At 35.9% G+C, this 20474-nt stretch carries 26 protein-coding genes; all 26 read left to right on the top strand.

The genetic code is table 11. The features are described 5' to 3' along the window. Positions 1–16 precede the first annotated feature (16 nt). The 26 genes from G3A47_RS07150 to G3A47_RS07025 all read left to right on the top strand — a co-directional run bounded on the left by G3A47_RS07150 (position 17) and on the right by G3A47_RS07025 (position 20474). Positions 17–1237: a WG repeat-containing protein gene (locus tag G3A47_RS07150; protein WP_166921493.1), complete on the top strand. Its 1221-nt coding sequence runs from the start codon at positions 17–19 to the stop codon at positions 1235–1237. Positions 1238–1268: 31 nt separating this feature from the next. Beyond that, a complete protein-coding gene (gene fabG, locus G3A47_RS07145; protein WP_166921492.1) occupies positions 1269–2000 on the top strand; it encodes a 3-oxoacyl-ACP reductase FabG in 732 nt (243 codons plus the stop codon). Between the two features lie 18 nt (positions 2001–2018). Beyond that, positions 2019–3242 carry a beta-ketoacyl-[acyl-carrier-protein] synthase family protein gene (locus G3A47_RS07140; RefSeq protein ID WP_166921491.1) on the top strand — a complete coding sequence of 408 codons (1224 nt, stop codon included), beginning with the start codon at positions 2019–2021 and terminating at the stop codon, positions 3240–3242. 4 nt (positions 3243–3246) lie between these two features. Next, positions 3247–3501, top strand: coding sequence for an acyl carrier protein (locus G3A47_RS07135; RefSeq protein ID WP_047774738.1), 255 nt, complete (start codon positions 3247–3249; stop codon positions 3499–3501). Then, positions 3501–4382 (top strand): LpxL/LpxP family acyltransferase, encoded by an 882-nt coding sequence (locus G3A47_RS07130; RefSeq protein ID WP_166921490.1) that lies wholly within the window; start codon positions 3501–3503, stop codon positions 4380–4382. The genes G3A47_RS07135 and G3A47_RS07130 overlap by 1 nt, the downstream gene beginning before the upstream one ends. A gap of 216 nt (positions 4383–4598) precedes the next feature. Then, positions 4599–5501 carry an NADPH-dependent FMN reductase family protein gene (locus G3A47_RS07125; protein ID WP_166921489.1) on the top strand — a complete coding sequence of 301 codons (903 nt, stop codon included), beginning with the start codon at positions 4599–4601 and terminating at the stop codon, positions 5499–5501. Between the two features lie 16 nt (positions 5502–5517). Continuing rightward, complete coding sequence (locus G3A47_RS07120; RefSeq protein WP_166921488.1) at positions 5518–6651, top strand: beta-ketoacyl-ACP synthase III; 1134 nt, start codon at positions 5518–5520, stop codon at positions 6649–6651. Further along, positions 6651–7082 carry a hypothetical protein gene (locus G3A47_RS07115; RefSeq protein WP_166921487.1) on the top strand — a complete coding sequence of 144 codons (432 nt, stop codon included), beginning with the start codon at positions 6651–6653 and terminating at the stop codon, positions 7080–7082. Before G3A47_RS07120 ends, G3A47_RS07115 begins: the two co-directional genes overlap by 1 nt. 7 nt (positions 7083–7089) lie before the next feature. Continuing rightward, entirely contained in the window at positions 7090–7554 is a 465-nt protein-coding gene (locus tag G3A47_RS07110; protein ID WP_166921486.1) for an ABC transporter permease, read from the top strand. 26 nt (positions 7555–7580) lie between these two features. Then, on the top strand, positions 7581–7985 hold the full coding sequence (locus G3A47_RS07105; protein ID WP_166921485.1) for a hypothetical protein: 405 nt from the start codon (positions 7581–7583) through the stop codon (positions 7983–7985). Then, the gene (locus G3A47_RS07100) at positions 7985–8983 is read left to right on the top strand and encodes a BtrH N-terminal domain-containing protein (protein WP_166921484.1); all 999 of its coding nucleotides are present in this window, start codon (positions 7985–7987) and stop codon (positions 8981–8983) included. Before G3A47_RS07105 ends, G3A47_RS07100 begins: the two co-directional genes overlap by 1 nt. 6 nt (positions 8984–8989) lie before the next feature. Next, the gene (locus G3A47_RS07095; RefSeq protein WP_208328343.1) at positions 8990–9742 is read left to right on the top strand and encodes an ABC transporter ATP-binding protein; all 753 of its coding nucleotides are present in this window, start codon (positions 8990–8992) and stop codon (positions 9740–9742) included. Further along, positions 9732–11015, top strand: a complete 1284-nt coding sequence (locus tag G3A47_RS07090) for an ABC transporter permease (RefSeq protein WP_166921483.1) — start codon at positions 9732–9734, stop codon at positions 11013–11015. Before G3A47_RS07095 ends, G3A47_RS07090 begins: the two co-directional genes overlap by 11 nt. Continuing rightward, on the top strand, positions 10990–11439 hold the full coding sequence (locus G3A47_RS07085) for an acyl-CoA thioesterase (RefSeq protein WP_166921482.1): 450 nt from the start codon (positions 10990–10992) through the stop codon (positions 11437–11439). The genes G3A47_RS07090 and G3A47_RS07085 overlap by 26 nt, the downstream gene beginning before the upstream one ends. 103 nt (positions 11440–11542) lie before the next feature. After that, a complete protein-coding gene (locus G3A47_RS07080; protein WP_166921481.1) occupies positions 11543–12001 on the top strand; it encodes a pyridoxamine 5'-phosphate oxidase family protein in 459 nt (152 codons plus the stop codon). A gap of 33 nt (positions 12002–12034) precedes the next feature. Beyond that, a complete protein-coding gene (locus G3A47_RS07075; protein ID WP_166921480.1) occupies positions 12035–13204 on the top strand; it encodes a beta-ketoacyl-[acyl-carrier-protein] synthase family protein in 1170 nt (389 codons plus the stop codon). A 168-nt stretch (positions 13205–13372) separates the two neighbouring features. Then, positions 13373–13990, top strand: coding sequence for a beta-ketoacyl-[acyl-carrier-protein] synthase family protein (locus G3A47_RS07070; protein WP_166921479.1), 618 nt, complete (start codon positions 13373–13375; stop codon positions 13988–13990). Positions 13991–13992: 2 nt separating this feature from the next. Further along, complete coding sequence (locus G3A47_RS07065) at positions 13993–14250, top strand: phosphopantetheine-binding protein (protein WP_166921478.1); 258 nt, start codon at positions 13993–13995, stop codon at positions 14248–14250. 50 nt (positions 14251–14300) lie between these two features. Continuing rightward, positions 14301–15503, top strand: a complete 1203-nt coding sequence (locus G3A47_RS07060; RefSeq protein WP_166921477.1) for a beta-ketoacyl-[acyl-carrier-protein] synthase family protein — start codon at positions 14301–14303, stop codon at positions 15501–15503. Continuing rightward, a complete protein-coding gene (locus G3A47_RS07055) occupies positions 15500–16564 on the top strand; it encodes a beta-ketoacyl synthase N-terminal-like domain-containing protein (protein WP_166921476.1) in 1065 nt (354 codons plus the stop codon). The genes G3A47_RS07060 and G3A47_RS07055 overlap by 4 nt, the downstream gene beginning before the upstream one ends. Continuing rightward, on the top strand, positions 16561–17337 hold the full coding sequence (locus tag G3A47_RS07050) for a polysaccharide deacetylase family protein (protein ID WP_166921475.1): 777 nt from the start codon (positions 16561–16563) through the stop codon (positions 17335–17337). Before G3A47_RS07055 ends, G3A47_RS07050 begins: the two co-directional genes overlap by 4 nt. Continuing rightward, a complete protein-coding gene (locus G3A47_RS07045; protein WP_166921474.1) occupies positions 17327–17959 on the top strand; it encodes an outer membrane lipoprotein carrier protein LolA in 633 nt (210 codons plus the stop codon). The genes G3A47_RS07050 and G3A47_RS07045 overlap by 11 nt, the downstream gene beginning before the upstream one ends. Further along, complete coding sequence (locus G3A47_RS07040) at positions 17925–18560, top strand: hypothetical protein (protein WP_166921473.1); 636 nt, start codon at positions 17925–17927, stop codon at positions 18558–18560. The genes G3A47_RS07045 and G3A47_RS07040 overlap by 35 nt, the downstream gene beginning before the upstream one ends. A 5-nt stretch (positions 18561–18565) precedes the next feature. Further along, positions 18566–19180, top strand: a complete 615-nt coding sequence (locus tag G3A47_RS07035; RefSeq protein WP_166921472.1) for a porin family protein — start codon at positions 18566–18568, stop codon at positions 19178–19180. A gap of 25 nt (positions 19181–19205) precedes the next feature. Next, entirely contained in the window at positions 19206–19853 is a 648-nt protein-coding gene (locus G3A47_RS07030; protein ID WP_166921471.1) for an outer membrane beta-barrel protein, read from the top strand. 6 nt (positions 19854–19859) lie between these two features. Further along, entirely contained in the window at positions 19860–20474 is a 615-nt protein-coding gene (locus G3A47_RS07025; protein WP_166921639.1) for an outer membrane beta-barrel protein, read from the top strand.

Genomic DNA, 20474 nt, shown 5'->3' with positions numbered 1-20474 from the left:
ATTGAATCTTAAACCTATGAAAAAATCAATCCTTTTTTTATCGTTATTATTTATTCAGTTAGTTAATAGTCAGGAATTGGCTTTAGTCAAGAAAAATTCAAAAATTGGATATCTCTCCAAGGACGGAACACTGCGCATTGAACCTCAGTTCAAATATGCGAAAGGGTTCTCTGAAGGTTTGGCAGCTGTACAAAACGACGGAAAATGGGGATTCATAGACACTAAAGGTACCTGGGTAATTCCGGCCGATTTTAAGGATGCCAAAGATTTTAACAGCGGTATTGCAATCGTGCAAAAAGACAAGGAATGGATTTATATTAATAGAAAAGGAGAGATTCAGAAAGCACCTGCCACTGAGAAATTATTTGATTTTAACAACGGCGTTGCTTTTATCAGACAAAATGATAAAGTTGGATTGATCAATTCGAAAATGGCTGTCGTTTTAGAACCAAAATACGATCAGATCAAGCCCTTTGAAAATGGTTATGCAAGAGTTGAAAACAATAAAAAATGGGGTATTATCAATACTGCCGGTAAAGAATTAGTAGAACCTGCTTACGACGAAATAGGCAATTATTTCAAAAACACAACCTGGGCCAGAAAAGACAAAACGTTCGGCGTTGTAAGTGGCGGAAATTTTATTCCGGTTGAAGGTGCCGAAAAAATATGGGACTTTGATACACAGGATCTGACTTATGCTAAAAAAGACGGAAAAATTGGGTTTATTGACTTAAAAGGAAACTGGGCCATTTTACCTATTTATGATAAAGCAAAAGCATTCGCAAAAAATCTGGCTCCCGTATGTGTGGGATCAAAATGGGGATACATCAACCCCAAAGCAGAGTTCATTATTCCGCCAACCTATAGTGATGCAGAAGTTTTTAGTTCAAGTGGACTCGCTCCTGTAAAAGAAAAAAACTGGGGATTTATCAACGAAGCAGGAAAACTGGTCATTCCAACACAATATGGTATTACCTCAAACGGCATCATTATTGCCTTGTTTGTAAAACAGGATAAAGGATTTATTGATGGTCTGGCAAGAGTAAAGAATGAAGGAAAATGGGGTTTTCTAAAACCGGACGGAACTGTTTTAAGCAATCAATGGTTTGAAAACGCTGAACTATTTTCAACAACAGAAAAAAACGATCAAAATGAAATCGCAGCTGATAAACCAAAACCGGTAGAAAAAGCAGCAGCAAAACCGGCAGCAAAGCCTACAAATAAAAAAAAGCGATAACATCGACCAATAAAAAATAAAATTTACTTAAATGAAATGTGTATTAGTAACAGGCGGATCAAGAGGAATTGGAAGCGCTATTTGTAAAAAATTAGCCGTTGAAGCCAATTATCATATTTTGATTAATTATCATTCTAATAAAACGGCTGCCGAAGAAACACTTCAGGAAATACAAAAATTAGGAGCTACCGGAGAAATCTTAGGATTTGATGTTTCTAATTTTGAACAAGTACAAGACATTTTAACAAAATGGCAGGAAGCCAATCCGGAAGCAATTGTGGAAGCCATTGTAAACAACGCCGGAATTACAAAAGACGGTCTTTTTATGTGGATGACGCCACAAGACTGGAACGGAGTTGTAAACACCAGCTTAAACGGATTCTTTAATGTTACTCAGTTTTTCATTCAGAAAATGTTGCGTAACAAATATGGCCGAATCGTAAACATGGTATCTGTTTCGGGAGTGAAAGGAACTGCCGGTCAAACCAATTATTCGGCTGCAAAAGGAGCAATTGTTGCAGCTACCAAAGCTTTGGCTCAGGAAGTTGCCAAAAGAAACATTACTGTAAATGCCGTGGCGCCCGGGTTTATCAGAACCGACATGACAAGTCAGTTAGACGAAAAAGAATTACTTAAACTAATTCCGGTAAATCGTTTTGGCGAAGCCGAAGAAGTAGCCGATTTGGTAAGCTTTTTGATTTCAAAAAAAGCAAGCTACATTACAGGAGAAATTATCAATATAAACGGAGGAATTTATTCTTAAAAATTACTTTGAAAGACGATGAATAAGAGAGTTGTAATTACCGGAATGGGAATTTATTCCTGCATCGGTACTTCTTTAGACGAGGTAAAGGAGTCCCTATACAACGGGAAATCGGGTATTCAGTTTGATGCTGAAAGAAAAGAATTTGGTTTTCAATCAGCCCTAACCGGAATGGTTCCTAAAGCCGATTTGAAAAATTTACTGTCACGCAGACAACGTATGAGCATAGGTGAAGAAACCGAATATGCCTATATGGCTACTATCGAGGCCTTAAAAAATGCGCAGATTGACGACGCTTTTTTTGATACCCGCGAAGTTGGAATCATGTACGGAAACGACAGTGTTTCTAAAGCTATTATTGATGCCACCGATATTATTAGAGAGAAAAAAGACACCGCATTAATTGGATCGGGAGCTATTTTTAAATCGATGAATTCTACGGTAACAATGAATTTATCTACTATTTTCAGACTTAGAGGAATCAATCTTACCGTAAGTGCGGCCTGTGCCAGTGGTTCTCACTCTATTGGATTGGCTTATTTTTTAATAAAAAGTGGTTTTCAGGATGTCATTATTTGTGGTGGTGCACAAGAAATCAATAAATATGCTATGAGCAGTTTTGACGGTTTAGGTGTGTTTTCTTCCAGAGAAAATGACCCTACAAAAGCCTCAAGACCTTTTGATTCTGCTCGCGACGGATTAATTCCCAGCGGTGGTGGTGCCACTTTGATTCTCGAAAGTTACGAATCGGCTATAGCCCGTGGAGCAACTATTATTGCAGAAGTTGCAGGTTACGGATTTTCTTCAAACGGCGGACATATTTCTACTCCAAATGTAGAAGGTCCATCAACAGCTATGCAGCGCGCTCTTGACGATGCAAAATTAAAAGCATCAGATATTGATTACATAAACGCACATGCTACTTCAACTCCGGTTGGAGATGGAAATGAGGCCAAAGCAATCTTCGAAGTTTTCGGAGAAGAAAATCCCTACATAAGCTCAACGAAGTCAATGACGGGTCACGAATGTTGGATGGCAGGAGCCAGCGAGGTAATTTACTCTATTCTAATGATGCAGCACGATTTTATCGCTCCAAACATCAATTTAGAAAATCCTGACGAAGATGCTTCAAAATTAAATTTAGTTAAAACTACGTTAAACAAAAAATTTGATATATTTTTGTCCAATTCCTTCGGGTTTGGAGGAACCAACTCTGCGTTGGTAGTTAAAAAGTTTAAATGAAGTGATGAATAAAGAAGAAATAATAGAAAAAATTAATAGTTTTTTGGTTGATGAATTTGAGGTTGATAGTGATGATATTGAACCAGACGCTAATTTAAAAGATACACTTGGTCTCGACAGTTTAGATTATGTAGATTTAGTGGTTTCTATTGAATCTAATTTTGGTGTGAAACTGGTTGAAGCTGATTTCGTCGGAATCGCTACTTTTCAAAATTTCTACGATCTTATCGAAGCCAAATTAAAAGCGAAAGCCCTTTAATGAGTCAATGGGATGGCAAATCAAAAGGAACCGTTTTAGGCTATAAAATATTCGTTTTTCTAATACAAAAAGCGGGTATCAAATCGGCCTATCTTTTACTTTATTTTGTTGCCTCCTATTATTTTCTGTTTCTAAAAAAAAGCAATCGGGCCATCTTTTATTATTTTAAAGAACGACTCGAATATCCTTATCTCAAATCTAAAAAAATGGTCTTCAAAAGTTACTATACTTTTGGACAAACCATTATTGATAAAGTTTCTATTTCTGCAGGAATGCGAAATAAATTTACCTATGAATTTGATGGAATAGAAACTCTAAAAAAACTTTTGGCCGAGAAAAAAGGAGGTGTTCTGATTAGTGCCCATGTTGGAAATTTTGAAATCGCCGAGCACTTTCTGGGCGATATCGATCTTAATTTTCAGATCAATCTGGTCACTACAGATTTAGAACATTCTCATATTAAAAAATATCTTGAAACGGTTACTCAAAAGCCAACCGTAAAATTTATTATCATCAAAGAAGATTTGTCTCACATCTTTGAGATCAATGCCGCTTTGGCCAATAACGAATTGGTCTGTTTTACAGGTGATCGTTATTTTGAAGGAACAAAATCGCTTTCTGAAAATTTACTTGGTAAAGAGGCCAACTTTCCTGCCGGCCCTTTTTTGATTGCTTCCCGTTTAAGAGTTCCCGTAGTTTTTGTTTATGTAATGAAAGAGCCTAATCTTCATTATCATTTATACGCCAGAGAAGCTACTGTAAAACATCGTGACGAAAAAGCTTTGCTAAAAGAATATGTGCAAAGTGTAGAAACGATTATACACAAATACCCTTTGCAATGGTTTAACTACTTTGATTTTTGGGAGCATTTTAAAGTATAAATTTCTTTGACAGTTTAAAAACACTAAGTTACTGAGGCTCTAAGATTCTGAAATCTTAAACAAAAACAACCTTACGCGTTTAAAAACAAAACTTAGAACCTCAGTAACTTAATCCCTTAGTAATCTCATCACCATTACTTTTTGAATTCCCCTTAATATCAAAAATTCGTTAAAAAAAATTACTTATTTTTGCTTACCATCAAAGACAAAGCCAAAATGAAAAATGTTCTTGTTATCTACTATTCCCAATCTGGACAACTTGAAGCTATTGCACAAAATATTGCAAAGCCATTCTTAAATTCAGAAGACATTAAGGTAACATTTTACGAAATACAACTAGAAAAACCATTCCCTTTTCCATGGGATAAAACTTCTTTTTTTGATGCTTTTCCGGAATCTTTCCTGCAAATCCCAACAGCATTAAAACCCGTACCCGACGAAATTCTGAACACCAAATTTGACTTGGTACTGTTTCATTATCAAGTGTGGTATTTGTCACCCTCTATTCCTATAAATTCCTTTCTGAAAAGTGATTCAGCCAAAAAAATATTGAATAATACACCGGTAATAACCATTAGTGGTTCCCGAAACATGTGGATCATGGCTCAGGAAAAAATAAAGGTTTTATTACAAGAAGCCAACGCAAAATTGGTAGGAAATGTTGCTTTAGTTGACCGCGTAGGAAATCTGATCAGTGTGATTACTATTGTAGAATGGATGTTCTCGGGAGTAAAGAAAAAATACCTGGGTATATTTCCGTTACCGGGAGTTTCCGATAAAGATATTCAGGAATCAAATAAGTTCGGAGCGCTTATGCTTTCTGGCTTTAACCAGAACAACCTAACTGATTTACAACCTAAATTAGTAGCTATTGGAGCAGTAAAAATCAGTCCTTATCTTGTAACAGTAGACAAAACTGCCAATAAAATTTTCAATAAATGGTCTAATCTGATTTATAAAAATCAAAAAAACAGGAAAACGCTACTTAAGGTATTTAATGTTTATTTATTCTTAGCTATCTGGTTAATCTCGCCAATAGTATATATATTGCACCTTATTACCTATCCCATCAAGTTAAATACCATAAAAAAAGAAACTCAATACTATCAGGGAGTTTAGAAGACGAAATTAGATTATGTTTGAAGTATATATTACCAAAGCCGCAAAATACTTGCCGAATGATGCCATTTCAAATGATGAAATGGAAAACTTTTTAGGCCTTATCAATGATACTGCTTCAAAAGCAAGACGTATTATTTTGCGCAATAATAAAATTACAAGCCGATATTACGCCGTAGACAAAACAGGGAAAAGTACACACAGCAATGCCGAATTAACCCAAAAAGCTATTAACCAGCTATTTGATGATAATTTTACACCTCAGGAACTGGAAGTACTTTCTTGCGGAACCTCAACACCTGATATTTTTCTTCCTTCGCATGCTGCCATGGTACATGGTTTACTAAAAAACAAATCGGTAGAATTAAACTCGTCAACAGGTGTCTGCTGTGCCGGAATGAATTCCTTAAAATTTGGTTTTCTTTCTGTAAAATCAGGAAACTCAAAAAACGCTATCTGCACCGGATCTGAAAAAGTATCGACCTGGCTTTTAGCTCAAAAATACAATCACGAAACCACCAATCTGAAAAATCTCGAAGAGCAACCTATCATTGCCTTTAAAAAAGATTTTTTACGCTGGATGTTATCTGACGGAGCGGGTGCTTTTCTGTTAGAAAACAAACCGAAAGGCCCAATTTCACTTAAAATAGAATGGATGGAAGCTTTTTCGTATGCCTACGAATTAGAGACCTGCATGTACGCCGGAGGTGATAAATTAGAAAATGGGGAAATCAAATCGTGGAGTAATTATGCGCCTGAAGAATGGTTAAACGAATCTGTTTTTGCCATCAAACAGGATGTAAAATTACTGGACGAATTCATTCTTTCTAAAGGAGCAGAAAGTATGAAAGCGGCCATGGACAAAAACAATCTTACTGCTGATCATATTGATTATTTTATTCCTCACGTTTCTTCCAACTTTTTTGTTGAAGGATTAAAAAAGGGACTAACAGAAAGAGGAATCGGAATGGCAGATGAAAAATGGTTCATGAACCTTTCGAGAGTAGGAAATGTTGGCTCTGCTTCTATTTACTTAGCGTTAGAAGAATTAATGAATTCAGGAAATCTGAAAAAAGGAGATCGCATCCTTTTATCTGTTCCGGAAAGCGGAAGATTTTCTTTTGCCTATGCTTATTTAACCGTTTGCTAATGAACACAACTTTACTTTTAGAGAAAGAAGCCGTAGAGGATTTATTGCCACAAAAGTTCCCTTTTGTAATGGTAGACAAAATGTATTCGTTTACCGAAAACTCATTGGTTTCGGGTTTACATATTAAAAACGACAATATCTTTTTTGATAATAATACCTTTCTGGAAGCAGGTTTAATCGAGCATATGGCGCAATCTGTAGCCTTGCATACGGGATATGAATTTTTCTTAAGAAACGAAAAAGCACCAACAGGTTATATCGGTTCTATCAAAGAAATTCAAATCAAAAAGTTACCTGAAATCAATGATACGATTCAATCGACTGTAACCATTATACAGGAATTTGCAGGAATCACTTTGGTAGAAATCGTAACAACCCTAAACGACGAAGAAATCGCTAACGGACAAATGAAAACGGTCTTAGCAAAATAATACGTGTATGAGAACTGCAGTAGACATTCAAAATTATTTACCACACCGGGCCCCCATGCTCATGGTCGATTTGATTCTAAATGTGGATGCCAGCTTTGTAGAAACCGTATTTTTAATCAAAGAAGACAATATATTTGTAGCAAACAATACGCTTATTGAAGCCGGTTTAATCGAAAACACAGCACAAACCTGTTCGGCAATTATAGGTAAAAAATATTTTTTTGCCGATGACGGTTCAGAAAACGAAAACGTAACTGTAATTGGTTTTATCAGCGCTATAAAAAACCTCAAAATACATGGATTACCAAACGTTGGCCATACGATTGTTACGAGAGCCAACCTGGTTTCTAAGTTTGAAGGAGACGATTACACTTTATGCACCATGAGCTGCGAAAGCTTAGTCGAAGACAAAATACTTTTAGAATGCGAAATTAATTTGTTCATTCAAAAAACAATTTCGGCTGTATTATAATCATTTCAATCGAAAACCAAACGGTCATGGAAAAAGAAAAAGTACCACAGGACAAAGGCAATTTAACCCAAAACAACCTGAAAGAATTGCTGTATGCCACCGATGAAAACGGCAATTACACCACAACTTTAAGCACAGGCTGGGAACCCAAAACAATCGCCCTTTCTAATTCTATTGCTGATATTAACGAAAGAATTGCCGAAGCAAAACAACAGGTTGAAGCCGGAGAAGTAAGTCCGATTTGTTATTATATGGAATTAAACAAAATGGATCTGACTATTCTGGCCAGTTACGTAGGAATGTGGAAATGGCGCGTAAAAAGACATTTTAAACCAGCCGTTTTTGCCCAATTGAGCAATACCATTTTACAAAAATATGCCGAGGCTTTTGAGATTTCAATAGCCGAACTAAAAAATATCAAAACAGACTAATGCAAACTAATTTTACCCATCATCAATCTGCTCATTGCGAAAATGGAGTAGCTTCGAATTTGTTAAAAAACAACGGCCTGAACATCAGCGAACCGATGGTTTTTGGTATTGGCTCGGGACTTTTCTTTGTATACCTTCCCTTTATAAAAGTAAATCACGCTCCGGCCATAAGTTACAGAACTTTACCCGGACAGATTTTTAATAAACTGGCAAACCGTTTAGACTTAAAAATAAAAAGACAAAAATTCTCCTCTGTAGCCAACGCAAATGCAGCATTAGAGGCAAATTTAAAAAACAATATTCCAACCGGATTACAAGTTGGTGTATATCATTTGAGTTATTTTCCGGATGAATACCGCTTTCATTTCAACGCTCACAATCTGGTCGTTTACGGAAAAACCGAAACCGATTATTTAATAAGCGATCCCGTAATGGAAACCGTTACAACGCTAACACATGACGAATTAGACAAAGTGCGTTTTGCCAAAGGTGCTTTTGCCCCAAGAGGACAAATGTACTATCCGATTCAGATTCCGAATAATGTTGATCTTAAAAGTGCCATTATAAAAGGAATCAAAAATACCTGTCGTGATATGCTGGCGCCAATGCCAATTGTTGGAGTACGCGGTATTAAATTTGTATCCCGTCAGATTAGAAAATGGCCCGTAAAACACGGTACTAAAAAAGCCAACCACTATCTGGCGCAAATGGTACGAATGCAGGAAGAAATTGGGACCGGGGGTGGTGGCTTCCGTTTTATTTATGCGGCCTTTTTACAGGAAGCATCGGTTATTTTAAATAATGACGAGCTGAAAGTGCTTTCTAAAGAAATGACTCAAATTGGAGACTCCTGGCGCGATTTTGCCGTAGAAGCTTCTCGAATTTATAAAAACAGAAGCGCCAAAGAAGACGCCTACAATGCCATTGCCGATGAACTTTTGGACATTGCCAACAGAGAAGAAGTATTTTTCAAAAAACTAAAAAAAGCAATTAGCTAAACCATTTTGCATCCTCTTATTAAAATAGAATCCCTTTCGAAAAAGTACAAAGATGCAGAACTGTATTCCTTGAATGATTTTTCGTTACACATAAATGAAGGCCAGATTTTTGGATTATTAGGTCCAAATGGTGCCGGAAAAACAACTTTAATTTCCATGCTCTGCGGATTGGTAAAACCAACCTCAGGTCATTTTACCATTCAGGAGCTGAACTATACCAGTCACGCTTCAAAAATTAAAAAAATTATCGGTGTCGTTCCACAGGAATACGCTTTATATCCAACCTTAACAGCCAGAGAAAATCTGCATTATTTTGGGAGTATGTACGGCTTAAAAGGCTCCTATCTTAAAGACAAGGTAGTCGAAACATTAGACCTTTTGGGACTTTTAAAATTTGCAGACAAACGCATCGAAACCTTTTCCGGCGGAATGAAACGAAGAGTCAACCTCATTGCCGGAATCCTGCACAATCCGAAAGTTCTGTTTTTGGATGAACCAACCGTTGGTGTTGACGTTCAATCTAAAAATGCCATAATCGATTATTTAAAACTCCTGAATCAAAACGGGACAACCATTATTTATACCTCCCATCACCTGGCTGAAGCCGAAGATTTTTGTACCCATATAGCTATTGTAGACCAAGGTCGAATTTATGCGCAAGGCAGTCCGTCAACTCTGATTACTTCAACTCCTGAAGCCAGAAACCTTGAAGATGTTTTTATTTCATTAACCGGTAAAAACTTAAGAGATGGTATATAAAATCTGGATGTCGGTTGTAAAAGAATTTCTACTGCTTAAGCGAGATTTAGGCGGTTTGATTATTTTGTTTATTATGCCCTTGGTTCTCGTAATCACCGTAACCTTAATACAAGACAGCACGTTTAAAACCGTTAGTGATACTAAAATTCAAATCCTACTCGTAGATCAGGATAAAGGAGCAGTTTCTAAAACTGTTTTTGACAATTTAGAAAAAAGTAATTTGTTTAGTGTTGTCACTCAAATCGATAATAAACCTATTACTGAAGATATTGCCAGAGAAAATGTATACAAAGGAAAATACCAACTGGCGATTGTAATTCCCGCAAAATTAAGCACTGATCTTCAGGCCAAAATTGATCAGAATGTACAAAACATTGTAAGTAGCATTGGATTAACTGACAGTGTTGCTGCTCCGCAAACTTCAAGAGTCATCAAAGAAAAAGAAGTAAAACTGTATTTTGATCCGGCGGTTCAGATGAGTTTTAAAAATGCGGTGATGAGTTCGATTGACAAGATGATTTCACAAATCGAAACACAATCTATTTACACTACTTTTCAAAATCAGCTTGGGGAAGGAAGTGCCCAATTTGAGCAAAAGAGCTTTATTACTTTCAAAGAAATAATTCCAAGAATCAACAACAAAGAAGTGCTTCCAAATTCTGTGCAGCATAACGTTCCGGCCTGGACTCTTTTTGCAATATTTTTTATTGTAATTCCGTTGTCTATTAATATAGTAAAAGAAAAATCACAGGGAACCTTTGTACGATTGTTGACCAATCCGGTTTCTAATCTGGTTGTTATTTTGGGCAAAACCATCACCTATTCTGTTATTTGTATGATACAGTTTTATATGATGGTAGCTGTTGCTATTTTCTTATTTCCGCATATTGGTCTGCCACCTTTAAATGTTGAAGGTCATTTAGTATTAATGAGTGTTGTAGCCCTATTCTCAGGTTTTGCAGCAATCGGATTCGGAATTTTGTTGGGCACCGTTGCCGGCACTCAGGAACAATCTGCTCCATTTGGCGCGACAAGTGTTATCATTTTAGCTGCAATTGGCGGCGTTTGGGTTCCCGTTTTTGCAATGCCCAAAATCATGCAGTTTATCGCCAAATCGTCGCCCATGAACTGGGGACTGGAGGCCTTTTACGATGTTTTATTGCGCAACGTAACACTATTAGAAATCATTCCAAAAATAAGTTTATTGTTTTTGTTTTTTATCATCACAACCTCGATTGCATTATTCTATGACAAAAAGAAAAGAACAGTTTAAGGAAGCAACTGCGCTAACCGTTTCACATGAAATCAGAATTCGTTTTAACGAAACTGATCCGCTTGGAATCGTTTGGCACGGCAACTATATTACCTATTTTGAAGACGGAAGAGAAGCCTTTGGCCGCAAACACGGACTTACTTATCTGGATATCGGTAACACCGGTTATACGACTCCAATTGTAAAATCAAAATGCGAGCATAAATTATCACTTCGTTACGGCGACGTGGTCACAATAGAAACAACGGTAGTAGACACACCCGCTGCCAAAATGATTTATCGTTTTAAAATAATTGATGCCAACGGCGAAATAGCCTGCACAGGCGAAACCGTTCAGGTATTTTTAGATAAAGAAGGAAATCTAATGCTTACCAATCCTCCGTTTTATGAGGAATGGAAACGAAAAGTCGGGTTGATAAATTAAACACGAATTTTACAAATTGACACAAATCATTTTAAAAAAGATCTATACAAATCTGCTTTAATCTGCGTGAAACATTTTTAAACTGAATCTAAAAAAAAGTACGATGCTAAACGACGATGTAAAAAAATATATTGAGAAAAGTGTTTTATGCTGGCTGGCAACTTCAGATAAAGACAATTTTCCGAATGTGTCTCCAAAAGAAATTTTCACATTTCAGGGTAATTCGACTTTTCTAATTGCACATCTTGCGTCACCAAACAGCATTAATAATATTAAAGAAAATCCTCAGGTTTGTGTAAGTTTTATAGATGTATTTGTTCAAAAAGGATATAAATTAAAAGGGACTGCCAAAGTAATTGAAAAAGAAAATTCAGATTTTGATCACAAATTAAAACCTTTAACGGATTTGTTTTCGGATAAATTTCCAATAAAAGCAGTTATCGAAATTGAAGTAACCAAAGTAGAAACGATTACGGCACCAAGTTATTTTCTGTATTCAGAAACTACAGAAGAAAGTCAAATAGAAAGCGCTATGCGAACTTATAATGTTTCTGCCAAGTAATACTTATTATAAAAATACCCGTAAAATCATAAAATGTTAAAAGAAATATACATCACAGAAACGAATTGTATCACGCCTTTGGGTTTTGATGTCGAGTCGAATATCGACGCCATTCTTCGTGGCGATACAGGAATACAATTGCACAATGATGTTTCTTTGATGCCCAATGCATTTTATGCTTCAATTATTAATAATGAAAAGATAAATACTGCTTTTGCAAAAATCAGTTCCGAAACCCACTATTCCCGTTTAGAAAAAATGATGATTCTGGCTTTAGAACCTATTATCAAAAACTCGGGAGTTGAACTAAATTCCAAAGCAGCCTTTATCCTTTCGACCACAAAAGGAAATATTACTGCTTTAGAAAACAATACAGCAGAAAGTTTTCAAAACGCACATTTAGATGTTCTGGCAAAAAATGTTGCCACTTTTTTCGGCTTTGAAACACAACCCATTGTAGTATCGAATGCCTGTGTATCCGGAGTTTTAGCCATTTCTGTTGCCAAAAGATTAATTCAATCAGAGCTTTATGACAGTATTTTTGTCGTAGCCGGTGACGAAGTTTCTGAATTTGTTTTATCGGGCTTTAATGCTTTTCAGGCTATGAGTGATGCACCTTGTAAACCCTATTCCAAAAACAGAACCGGAGTTAGTTTAGGGGAAGCAACCGCAGCTGTTTTGGTTTCTGCAAAGGCTGAAAATGCTAAAATAAAGGTTATTGGAGACAGTTCAATAAACGATGCCAATCATATTTCCGGACCATCAAGAACGGGAGAAGGATTGTATAGAAGTATCCAAAATGCCTTAACAGAAGCGCAAATCAATCCTGATAAATTAGATTATATCTCCGCACATGGAACCGCCACTCCGTTTAACGACGAAATGGAAGCCATTGCATTGAATCGTTTAGGCTTACAAAATGTTCCCATGAACAGTTTAAAAGGTTTCTACGGACATACATTAGGTGCTTCGGGACTTTTAGAAACCGTGATTGCCATTGAATCTGCCAACCAAAATATACTTTTTGAATCGAAAGGATATGACGAATTGGGCGTAAGCGAATCGATTAATATAATTGCAAAAAATAAAAAAGCAACCGTTGATTTCTTTCTAAAAACCGCTTCAGGTTTTGGGGGATGTAATACGGCTGTGGTATTTGAAAAAACAAAACACCAATTACACGAATTGTCACGAATCAGTTAGTGTAATTTTAAACGACAAAATTAATCTGTGCTAATTTGTGCAATTAGTGTTAAACTATAAGAATGACTCAAAACACCAATTACACGAATTGTCACGAATTAATTAGTGTAATTTTAAACGACAAAATTAATCTGTGCTAATTTGTGCAATTAGTGTTAAACCATAAGAATGACTCAAAAAAACACCTACATACACGATTACTGTACGATTGAAAACAACGAAATTGTTTTAAACGGAACTACTGTTTTCAAAACAGAGCCGACCAATTTTGGTGATTTCTCTAAACAGGCATATCGCAATTTTGACATACAGTATCCCAAGTTTTTCAAAATGGATGCTTTGAGTAAATTGGCTTTTCTGGCATCTGAATTGCTTTTAAGTCCTATTATTACTACCGAAACAGAAAACAATATCGCTTTGGTTCTGGCCAATAAATCCTCGAGTTTAGACACTGATGTAAAGTATCAGGAATCTATTTCAAACAAAGATGACTACTTTCCGAGTCCGGCAGTTTTTGTTTATACCCTGCCAAATATTTGTCTGGGCGAAATAAGTATCCGTCATCAGCTGAAAAGTGAAAATTCTTTCTTTATATTTGATGCCTTTAATCCTGAATTTATGTCCAATTATTCAAACATTCTTCTTCATTCAAACAAAGCCGATTGCGTTCTTTGTGGTTGGGTTGAATATTTTAATGAAACGTACAAAGCTTTTCTTTGTACCATAAGCACACAGGAAAACACGAAATATACAAACGAAACGATCAATACCTTATACAATAAATAATTATGGAAGCACTAAAAGCAGAATTAAAAAATAAAATCATTACTACTTTAAACCTTGAGGATATCGCAGTTGAAGATATTGCAGACAACGATCCTTTGTTTGGAGACGGTTTAGGATTAGACTCGATTGACGCTCTTGAATTAATCGTGATTTTAGACAAAGACTACGGTATTAAATTAGTGGATCCAAAAGAAGGGAAATCTATTTTTCAATCTATCGAAACTATGGCTGCTTACATTCAGGCAAACCGAACAAAATAATTTGACGTTCGAATTTGAATCTGAAATCAAAAATCTAAACGCTCCAATTAATGAGTAAAGGTGTTGCAATAACAGGAATGGGAATTATCTCTTCGATTGGAAATTCAGTTGAGGAAAATTTCAATTCATTAGTAAATCAAAAATCTGCCATTACCCGTGTCGAGCATATTACAACCGTTCATGCCGAGATTAATAAGGTAGGAGAAATCAAGAAAACCAATTCGGAATTGATTGATGCGTTAAATCTCCCTGCCGATAATAACTTTTCAAGAACTGCTATGATTGGTACTTTTGCTGCCAAACAAGCTGTTGAAAATGCCGGAATTACATCGATCAACGAATTCAGAACGGGACTTATCTCGGCTACAAGCGTTGGCGGAATGGACATGACGGAGAAGCATTATTACGATTATTTCGAAAAACCCGAACTGGTAAAATACATTAGCTGTCATGATGGTGGTGATGTAGCCGATAAAATAGCAGAAGAATTAGGTTTAAAAGGAATGGTAACCACCATAAGCACTGCCTGTTCTTCGGCCGCAAACTCAATTATGCTGGGTGCAAGACTGATTAAAAGCGGCAAACTCGATCGTGTTATCGTTGGTGGATCTGATGCTTTGGCCAAATTCACCATCAACGGATTTAAGACCTTGATGATCCTATCCGACGATTACAACAAACCTTTTGACAACAATCGCAAAGGATTAAATCTAGGGGAAGCTGCCGCCTATTTGGTATTGGAATCAGACGAAATTGTAGCAAAACAAAACAAAAAAATCCTGGCCCGGGTTTCCGGTTATGGCAATGCCAATGATGCTTTTCACCAGACTGCTTCTTCAGAAAATGGAGATGGTGCTTATCTGGCAATGAAAAAAGCATTTGAAGTTTCGGGGCTGAATCCTTCTGAAATAGATTACATCAACGTACACGGAACCGCAACCCCAAACAATGATTTGTCGGAAGGAAGAGCTATACTTCGCATTTACGAAAACGAAAATGTACCTGATTTTAGTTCAACAAAACCTTTCACCGGACACACTTTGGCAGCCGCAGCGGCTATCGAAGCAGTTTATAGTGTTCTGGCCATTCAAAATGATGTGGTTTATCCGAATCTGAATTTTGAAACGCCAATGGAAGAGTTTGATCTGAAACCACATACCGCGTTAAAAAATAAAAATATAGAGCACGTTTTATCTAATTCTTTTGGTTTTGGAGGAAATTGTTCTACTCTTATATTTTCAAAAAACAAATGAAAAAAAGAACATATATAAATGGAATAAGTTGTATTTCGACTCAAAAAACATTTGATACTGTTTTTTTAGAAGAGGCGGTGTACAATCAGAATGATACTGTTCTTACCGTTGTTGCCCCTGTTTACAAAGACTTTATTTCTCCCGCTGCTGCCCGAAGAATGGCAAAAGGGGTCAAAAACGGAATTGTAGCTTCGACTCTGGCAATGAAAGATGCACAGGTTGAAAATGTCGATGCTATTATTACCGGAACAGGATTAGGCTGTATCGAGGATTCTGAAAAATTCTTAAAAAACATTCTCGATAATAACGAAGAGTTTCTAACCCCAACTTCTTTTATTCAATCTACCCATAATACCGTTGGCGCTCAGATTGCTTTAACGATACAATGCAAAGGCTACAATTTTACATATGTAAATGGAGCTGTTTCTTTTGAATCTGCTCTTTTGGATGCCAAAATGCAGTTGGAAGAAAATGAAGCCAATTCGATTTTAACCGGTGGTGTTGATGAAAATGGCGATTATACCATGTCGCTTTTCAAACTAGCGGGGCGAGTTAAACAAGAGGGCAACGAACCTTATACGCTTTTAAACCCAACGACATCCGGCGCGGTACACGGTGAAGGAGCTTGTTTTTTTGTTCTGGAAAATGAAAAAAAAGACAACACTTATGCCGAAATTCTCGATGTTGAAATTAAAAACACCATCGCAGAAAATGAAATTGAAACTGAAATTACTGCTTTTCTACAATCCAATCATCTGGAAATTTCAGATATTGATGCTGTTGTTTTAGGTTTTAACGGTGATATCAAATTTGACTCTTATTATAAAACACTGGCCGAAAATGCTTTCGCAAATACGCCACAGTTGTATTACAAACATTTGTCCGGCGAATATGATACGGCTTCGGCATTTGGTTTGTGGATGGCATCAAAAGTTTTAAAAACACAGGAGGCACCGGAAATTATAAAAGTAAATTCAGTCGAAAAATCAGCTTACAATACAATTTTATTGTACAATCAACTAAGCGGAAAAAACCATAGTTTTACGTTACTTTCAAAATGATAACGCATAAAAACATCTCGTTTTTCTTTATCACACTCTTGCTTTTACTGGTTCTTTTGAATCTTTATACAGCAGTTAGTTTCTGGTGGTTTTTGGCGATTCTTTTAATTTGGTTAGGAATTAATGCTGTTTGTTCTTTCCGAATTTCTTCTGACTATCATGTAAAAGCATATTGTAATAATCCGCTGGAAACCGCTAAAAAAATTGCGCTTACTTTTGATGACGGACCAAGTCCTTACACATTAGAAATTTTAGCGCTTCTAAAAAAACACAATGTAAAAGCAACTTTCTTCTGCATTGGAAAAAACATCGAAACCCATCCTGAAATTCTGCAACAAATTATAACCGACGGGCATTTGGTTGGAAATCATTCTTATGGTCATTCTCCTTTTTTTGATTTTTATAATGCAAAAAAAATAAGAGAAGAGATTCAAAAAACGGATGCATTGCTGGAAAAATTCACATCCGAAAAAATAAACTTTTTCAGACCTCCTTATGGTGTCACCACTCCCTCCATTCGAAGAGCACTCCAAACAACCGGGCACAAAGTGATTGGCTGGAATATTCGCTCGCTCGATGGTGGTACAAAAAACCGCGAACTTATTTACAATCGAATTATAAAACGTGTTTCTCCCGGCGGAATTGTACTTTTGCACGATACCGCACCTCACTCTGTTTTAGTATTGGAACAGTTTTTGCAATTTCTGCAACAAAATAAATATACCGTAATTTCAACGGAAGAACTTCTGAATCTTAAAGCATATGAAAGCTAAACTATATCTTTTCCTTTTACTGTTAAACATTTGCAACACTGCCTTTGCCCAGGAACAAAAAATGACGGACTCCGAAATCGTTTCTTTCAAACAAGATGTAAATGTGGTCTCAAAAAAAATCAAAACATTAACTACGGATTTTGTTCAATACAAACACCTCGATTTTTTATCGAAAGACATTGAAACGTCGGGAAAAATGAGTTTTAAAGAACCTGCTTTATTACAATGGCAATACAAAAAACCATACAATTACAGTATTGTTTTTAAAAACGGAAAAATTCTGATCAACGACGAAGGAAAGAAAAGTGCCGTAGACATTGGAAACAGCAAAATTTTTGGCCGTATCAATAAATTAATTATCGGAAGTGTGAGCGGGAATATGTTTGATGATAAAGAATTTGCTATTTCTTATTTCAAATCAAAAGGACAAAACATCGCGAAATTTATTCCGAAAGATGCCACACTAAAAAAATACATCAAACAAATCGAACTTACTTTTGACAAGGAAGAAGCAACAGTTGTACAGGTTAAACTACTGGAATCCTCTGAAGATTATACCCGAATTGTACTTAAAAATAAAGTGATCAATGCAAAAATCGACGATTCAATTTTTACTAATTAATTGCTTACTGGCGATTGTTTTAATTTCTTGTGGTTCGGTCACAAAAAATTATACTCCTAAAAAATCAGACAAGACGTCTTATCAGGCTCCCTATTTTTCAGACTCAAAAACAGATTACGTTTACAAAACCAATATCACGGTTTATGGAAATGAACTTAGCGGAATTTTTATTGCCAAAAAAATAAACGATACGACACATCGCGTTGTTTTTACAACAGAATTTGGCAACAAACTATTGGATTTCGAAATTTCTGAAACCGATTTTAAAGTCAATTCTATTGTTTCAGAATTAGACCGTAAAATCCTGATCAATACTTTGAGAGACGATTTCAGATTACTACTCAAAAAAGAATATCTGATTCAGGAGCAATTTGAAAACGAATCAGATAATATTTACAAATCGGCAGATGGAAAACGATTTAATTATTTGTTTCTGTCTAAAAAGGACCAAAAACTGGAGAAAGTCATCCACGCCTCTAAAACAAAAGAAAAAATAACACTGACATTTAGTTCAGAAAACAATATTTTTGCTGAAAAAATTCAGATTATTCATCAGAATATTAAATTAAAAATCGAGTTAAATTACTTTAAATCAGAATAAAAAAAATGAAAAAAATTACGATTATCGCCCTATTGTTATTTATCACAGCCATCACATCACAAGCACAGGTAAAAGTTAGTCCGGGACTTCGTGGCGGTTTAAATCTTGCCACATTGACTAATATTAGCGATTCAAGCTTAAAATCTGATTTCTATGTCGGTGGATTGGTAGCCATAAAATTCAATAAATTTTTTACTCTTCAGCCGGAACTAACATACTCCAGACAAGGTTCTGAAGGCCGTTATTTCACCTATCAAAACCCATTAGGAACACCTGTCAAATACGAACTAAATTATCTTTCGCTTGGTGCTGTTGCCAAATTTCATTTTAACGGAGGTGGTTTTCATATCTTAGCCGGTCCTTCTGCAGATTTCAAAACAAGCGATAATTTCGAAAAATATGGTTTTGATCCTATTGACCTTGATCTTTCTATCGTTGGAGGAGTAGGATACACACTACCAAACGGACTAACTTTTGAAGCCAGAATAAAACAAGGTATAGTTGATATCTACGGTTATGATAACTTTGACTATGACAACAATGATAACTACCGTTATGATGATGCGATCTTAAATCAGGTTTTCCAGATTGGTGTTAGCTACACTTTTAAAATGAAATAAAAATAAATAGAACAGACAAAACCTAATGAATACCAAAAACCTAATAATTGCAATAGCCGTTTTTTTTACAGCTCTAAACCTACAAGCCCAAGTAACTTTCAGACCCGGGGTACATGCCGGACTAAACATTTCACAATTCACAAATTCGGATATGGGAAACAAAACCGATTTTTATATTGGAGCATTTGGAGCTTTAAAACTTTCCAAATTTTACACCTTACAACCGGAATTGACCTACTCCAGACAGGGTGCTAAGGGAAGTAACATTCCAATGGGAACGACCAGCATTTATAATCCGTCAACAAATAGTTACAGTTCAGTTTATACTATGGCCAGTGCAGATATCTCTTTGCAATATCTTTCTGCCATTACCATTAATAAATTCAATTTCACAGAAAATTTTTATGCCTTGGCTGGGCCATTCTTTGATATACTTATAGCTGATGACATTAAGGCTGATCCTAAAAACAGAGAAAGAAATTTCCGTAAAGGGGATGATATTGATTTAGGAATTGTTGGAGGTCTTGGATACAGTTTAAAGAACGGAATTTCCTTTGAAGGGAGAATTAAAAAAGGTCTTACCACTTCTTATACTAATGATTACGATTATCATACCGATGCGAACAATTTAGTATTTCAATTGGGAGCAACGTATACCTTTGGAAAAAAATAAAAAATGATGCGTCTAAAAAAAATAGTATCCCTCTTGTTTGTTTGTTTTGCACTAGTTCAAACACAAGCTCAGGTTAATTTTAAAACAGGTTTCAGGACAGGATTGAATCTTTCGACAATCTCTGAAATGCATGCCGATTACAGAACTGACTTTTATGCCGGTGCTTTCACAGAAATTAATCTAACGAAACGTTATGCGCTTCAACCGGAAATTACTTATAGCAGACAAGGTTCTGATAATGTTGCCCGAAATTATTTTGATGAAGTTACTAAGACCAATAAAATTGAACGCAGAGATCTAAAACTTGATTATTTATCGTTAAGTTTAATCAATAAGTTTACTTTTGGTCCCGGTATCCAGATTCAATTTGGTCCCTCATTAGATATTTTGCTGGACGATAATCTGGCGGTCAGAAAAACAAGAAATGATTTGGCTTTTATAACGGGTGTTGCTTATCGTTTGCCTTCTGGTCTGACATTTGAAGCCCGATTTAAAAAAGGTTTCTTAGATATATTAGACAGCGATTATTATACCAACAACTCCAACAATTATTATTGGCTTGGAGAATACAATACAAATGTCAATTTTCAGTTAGGTATTTCTTATGCAATCGGAAAATAA

It is taken from the genome of Flavobacterium poyangense (assembly GCF_011751075.1).
GTDB classification, from domain to species: Bacteria; Bacteroidota; Bacteroidia; order Flavobacteriales; family Flavobacteriaceae; genus Flavobacterium; species Flavobacterium poyangense.
The sequence above is the reverse complement of the archived record's forward strand: the minus strand, read 5'-3'. Positions and strand labels throughout refer to the sequence as shown.

Bases quoted from the DNA above. Each gene is read 5' to 3' on its own strand.
- G3A47_RS07120 (WP_166921488.1), top strand. From the start codon at position 5,518: ATGTTTGAAGTATATATTACCAAAGCCGCAAAATACTTGCCGAATGAT.
- G3A47_RS07075 (WP_166921480.1), top strand. From the start codon at position 12,035: ATGTTAAAAGAAATATACATCACAGAAACGAATTGTATCACGCCTTTG.
- G3A47_RS07080 (WP_166921481.1), top strand. From the start codon at position 11,543: ATGCTAAACGACGATGTAAAAAAATATATTGAGAAAAGTGTTTTATGC.
- G3A47_RS07150 (WP_166921493.1), top strand. From the start codon at position 17: ATGAAAAAATCAATCCTTTTTTTATCGTTATTATTTATTCAGTTAGTT.
- G3A47_RS07040 (WP_166921473.1), top strand. From the start codon at position 17,925: ATGCAAAAATCGACGATTCAATTTTTACTAATTAATTGCTTACTGGCG.
- fabG (WP_166921492.1), top strand. From the start codon at position 1,269: ATGAAATGTGTATTAGTAACAGGCGGATCAAGAGGAATTGGAAGCGCT.
- G3A47_RS07045 (WP_166921474.1), top strand. From the start codon at position 17,327: ATGAAAGCTAAACTATATCTTTTCCTTTTACTGTTAAACATTTGCAAC.
- G3A47_RS07050 (WP_166921475.1), top strand. From the start codon at position 16,561: ATGATAACGCATAAAAACATCTCGTTTTTCTTTATCACACTCTTGCTT.
- G3A47_RS07025 (WP_166921639.1), top strand. From the start codon at position 19,860: ATGCGTCTAAAAAAAATAGTATCCCTCTTGTTTGTTTGTTTTGCACTA.
- G3A47_RS07115 (WP_166921487.1), top strand. From the start codon at position 6,651: ATGAACACAACTTTACTTTTAGAGAAAGAAGCCGTAGAGGATTTATTG.
- G3A47_RS07065 (WP_166921478.1), top strand. From the start codon at position 13,993: ATGGAAGCACTAAAAGCAGAATTAAAAAATAAAATCATTACTACTTTA.
- G3A47_RS07055 (WP_166921476.1), top strand. From the start codon at position 15,500: ATGAAAAAAAGAACATATATAAATGGAATAAGTTGTATTTCGACTCAA.
- G3A47_RS07130 (WP_166921490.1), top strand. From the start codon at position 3,501: ATGAGTCAATGGGATGGCAAATCAAAAGGAACCGTTTTAGGCTATAAA.
- G3A47_RS07085 (WP_166921482.1), top strand. From the start codon at position 10,990: ATGACAAAAAGAAAAGAACAGTTTAAGGAAGCAACTGCGCTAACCGTT.
- G3A47_RS07110 (WP_166921486.1), top strand. From the start codon at position 7,090: ATGAGAACTGCAGTAGACATTCAAAATTATTTACCACACCGGGCCCCC.
- G3A47_RS07070 (WP_166921479.1), top strand. From the start codon at position 13,373: ATGACTCAAAAAAACACCTACATACACGATTACTGTACGATTGAAAAC.
- G3A47_RS07090 (WP_166921483.1), top strand. From the start codon at position 9,732: ATGGTATATAAAATCTGGATGTCGGTTGTAAAAGAATTTCTACTGCTT.
- G3A47_RS07030 (WP_166921471.1), top strand. From the start codon at position 19,206: ATGAATACCAAAAACCTAATAATTGCAATAGCCGTTTTTTTTACAGCT.
- G3A47_RS07100 (WP_166921484.1), top strand. From the start codon at position 7,985: ATGCAAACTAATTTTACCCATCATCAATCTGCTCATTGCGAAAATGGA.
- G3A47_RS07060 (WP_166921477.1), top strand. From the start codon at position 14,301: ATGAGTAAAGGTGTTGCAATAACAGGAATGGGAATTATCTCTTCGATT.
- G3A47_RS07035 (WP_166921472.1), top strand. From the start codon at position 18,566: ATGAAAAAAATTACGATTATCGCCCTATTGTTATTTATCACAGCCATC.
- G3A47_RS07105 (WP_166921485.1), top strand. From the start codon at position 7,581: ATGGAAAAAGAAAAAGTACCACAGGACAAAGGCAATTTAACCCAAAAC.
- G3A47_RS07135 (WP_047774738.1), top strand. From the start codon at position 3,247: ATGAATAAAGAAGAAATAATAGAAAAAATTAATAGTTTTTTGGTTGAT.
- G3A47_RS07140 (WP_166921491.1), top strand. From the start codon at position 2,019: ATGAATAAGAGAGTTGTAATTACCGGAATGGGAATTTATTCCTGCATC.
- G3A47_RS07125 (WP_166921489.1), top strand. From the start codon at position 4,599: ATGAAAAATGTTCTTGTTATCTACTATTCCCAATCTGGACAACTTGAA.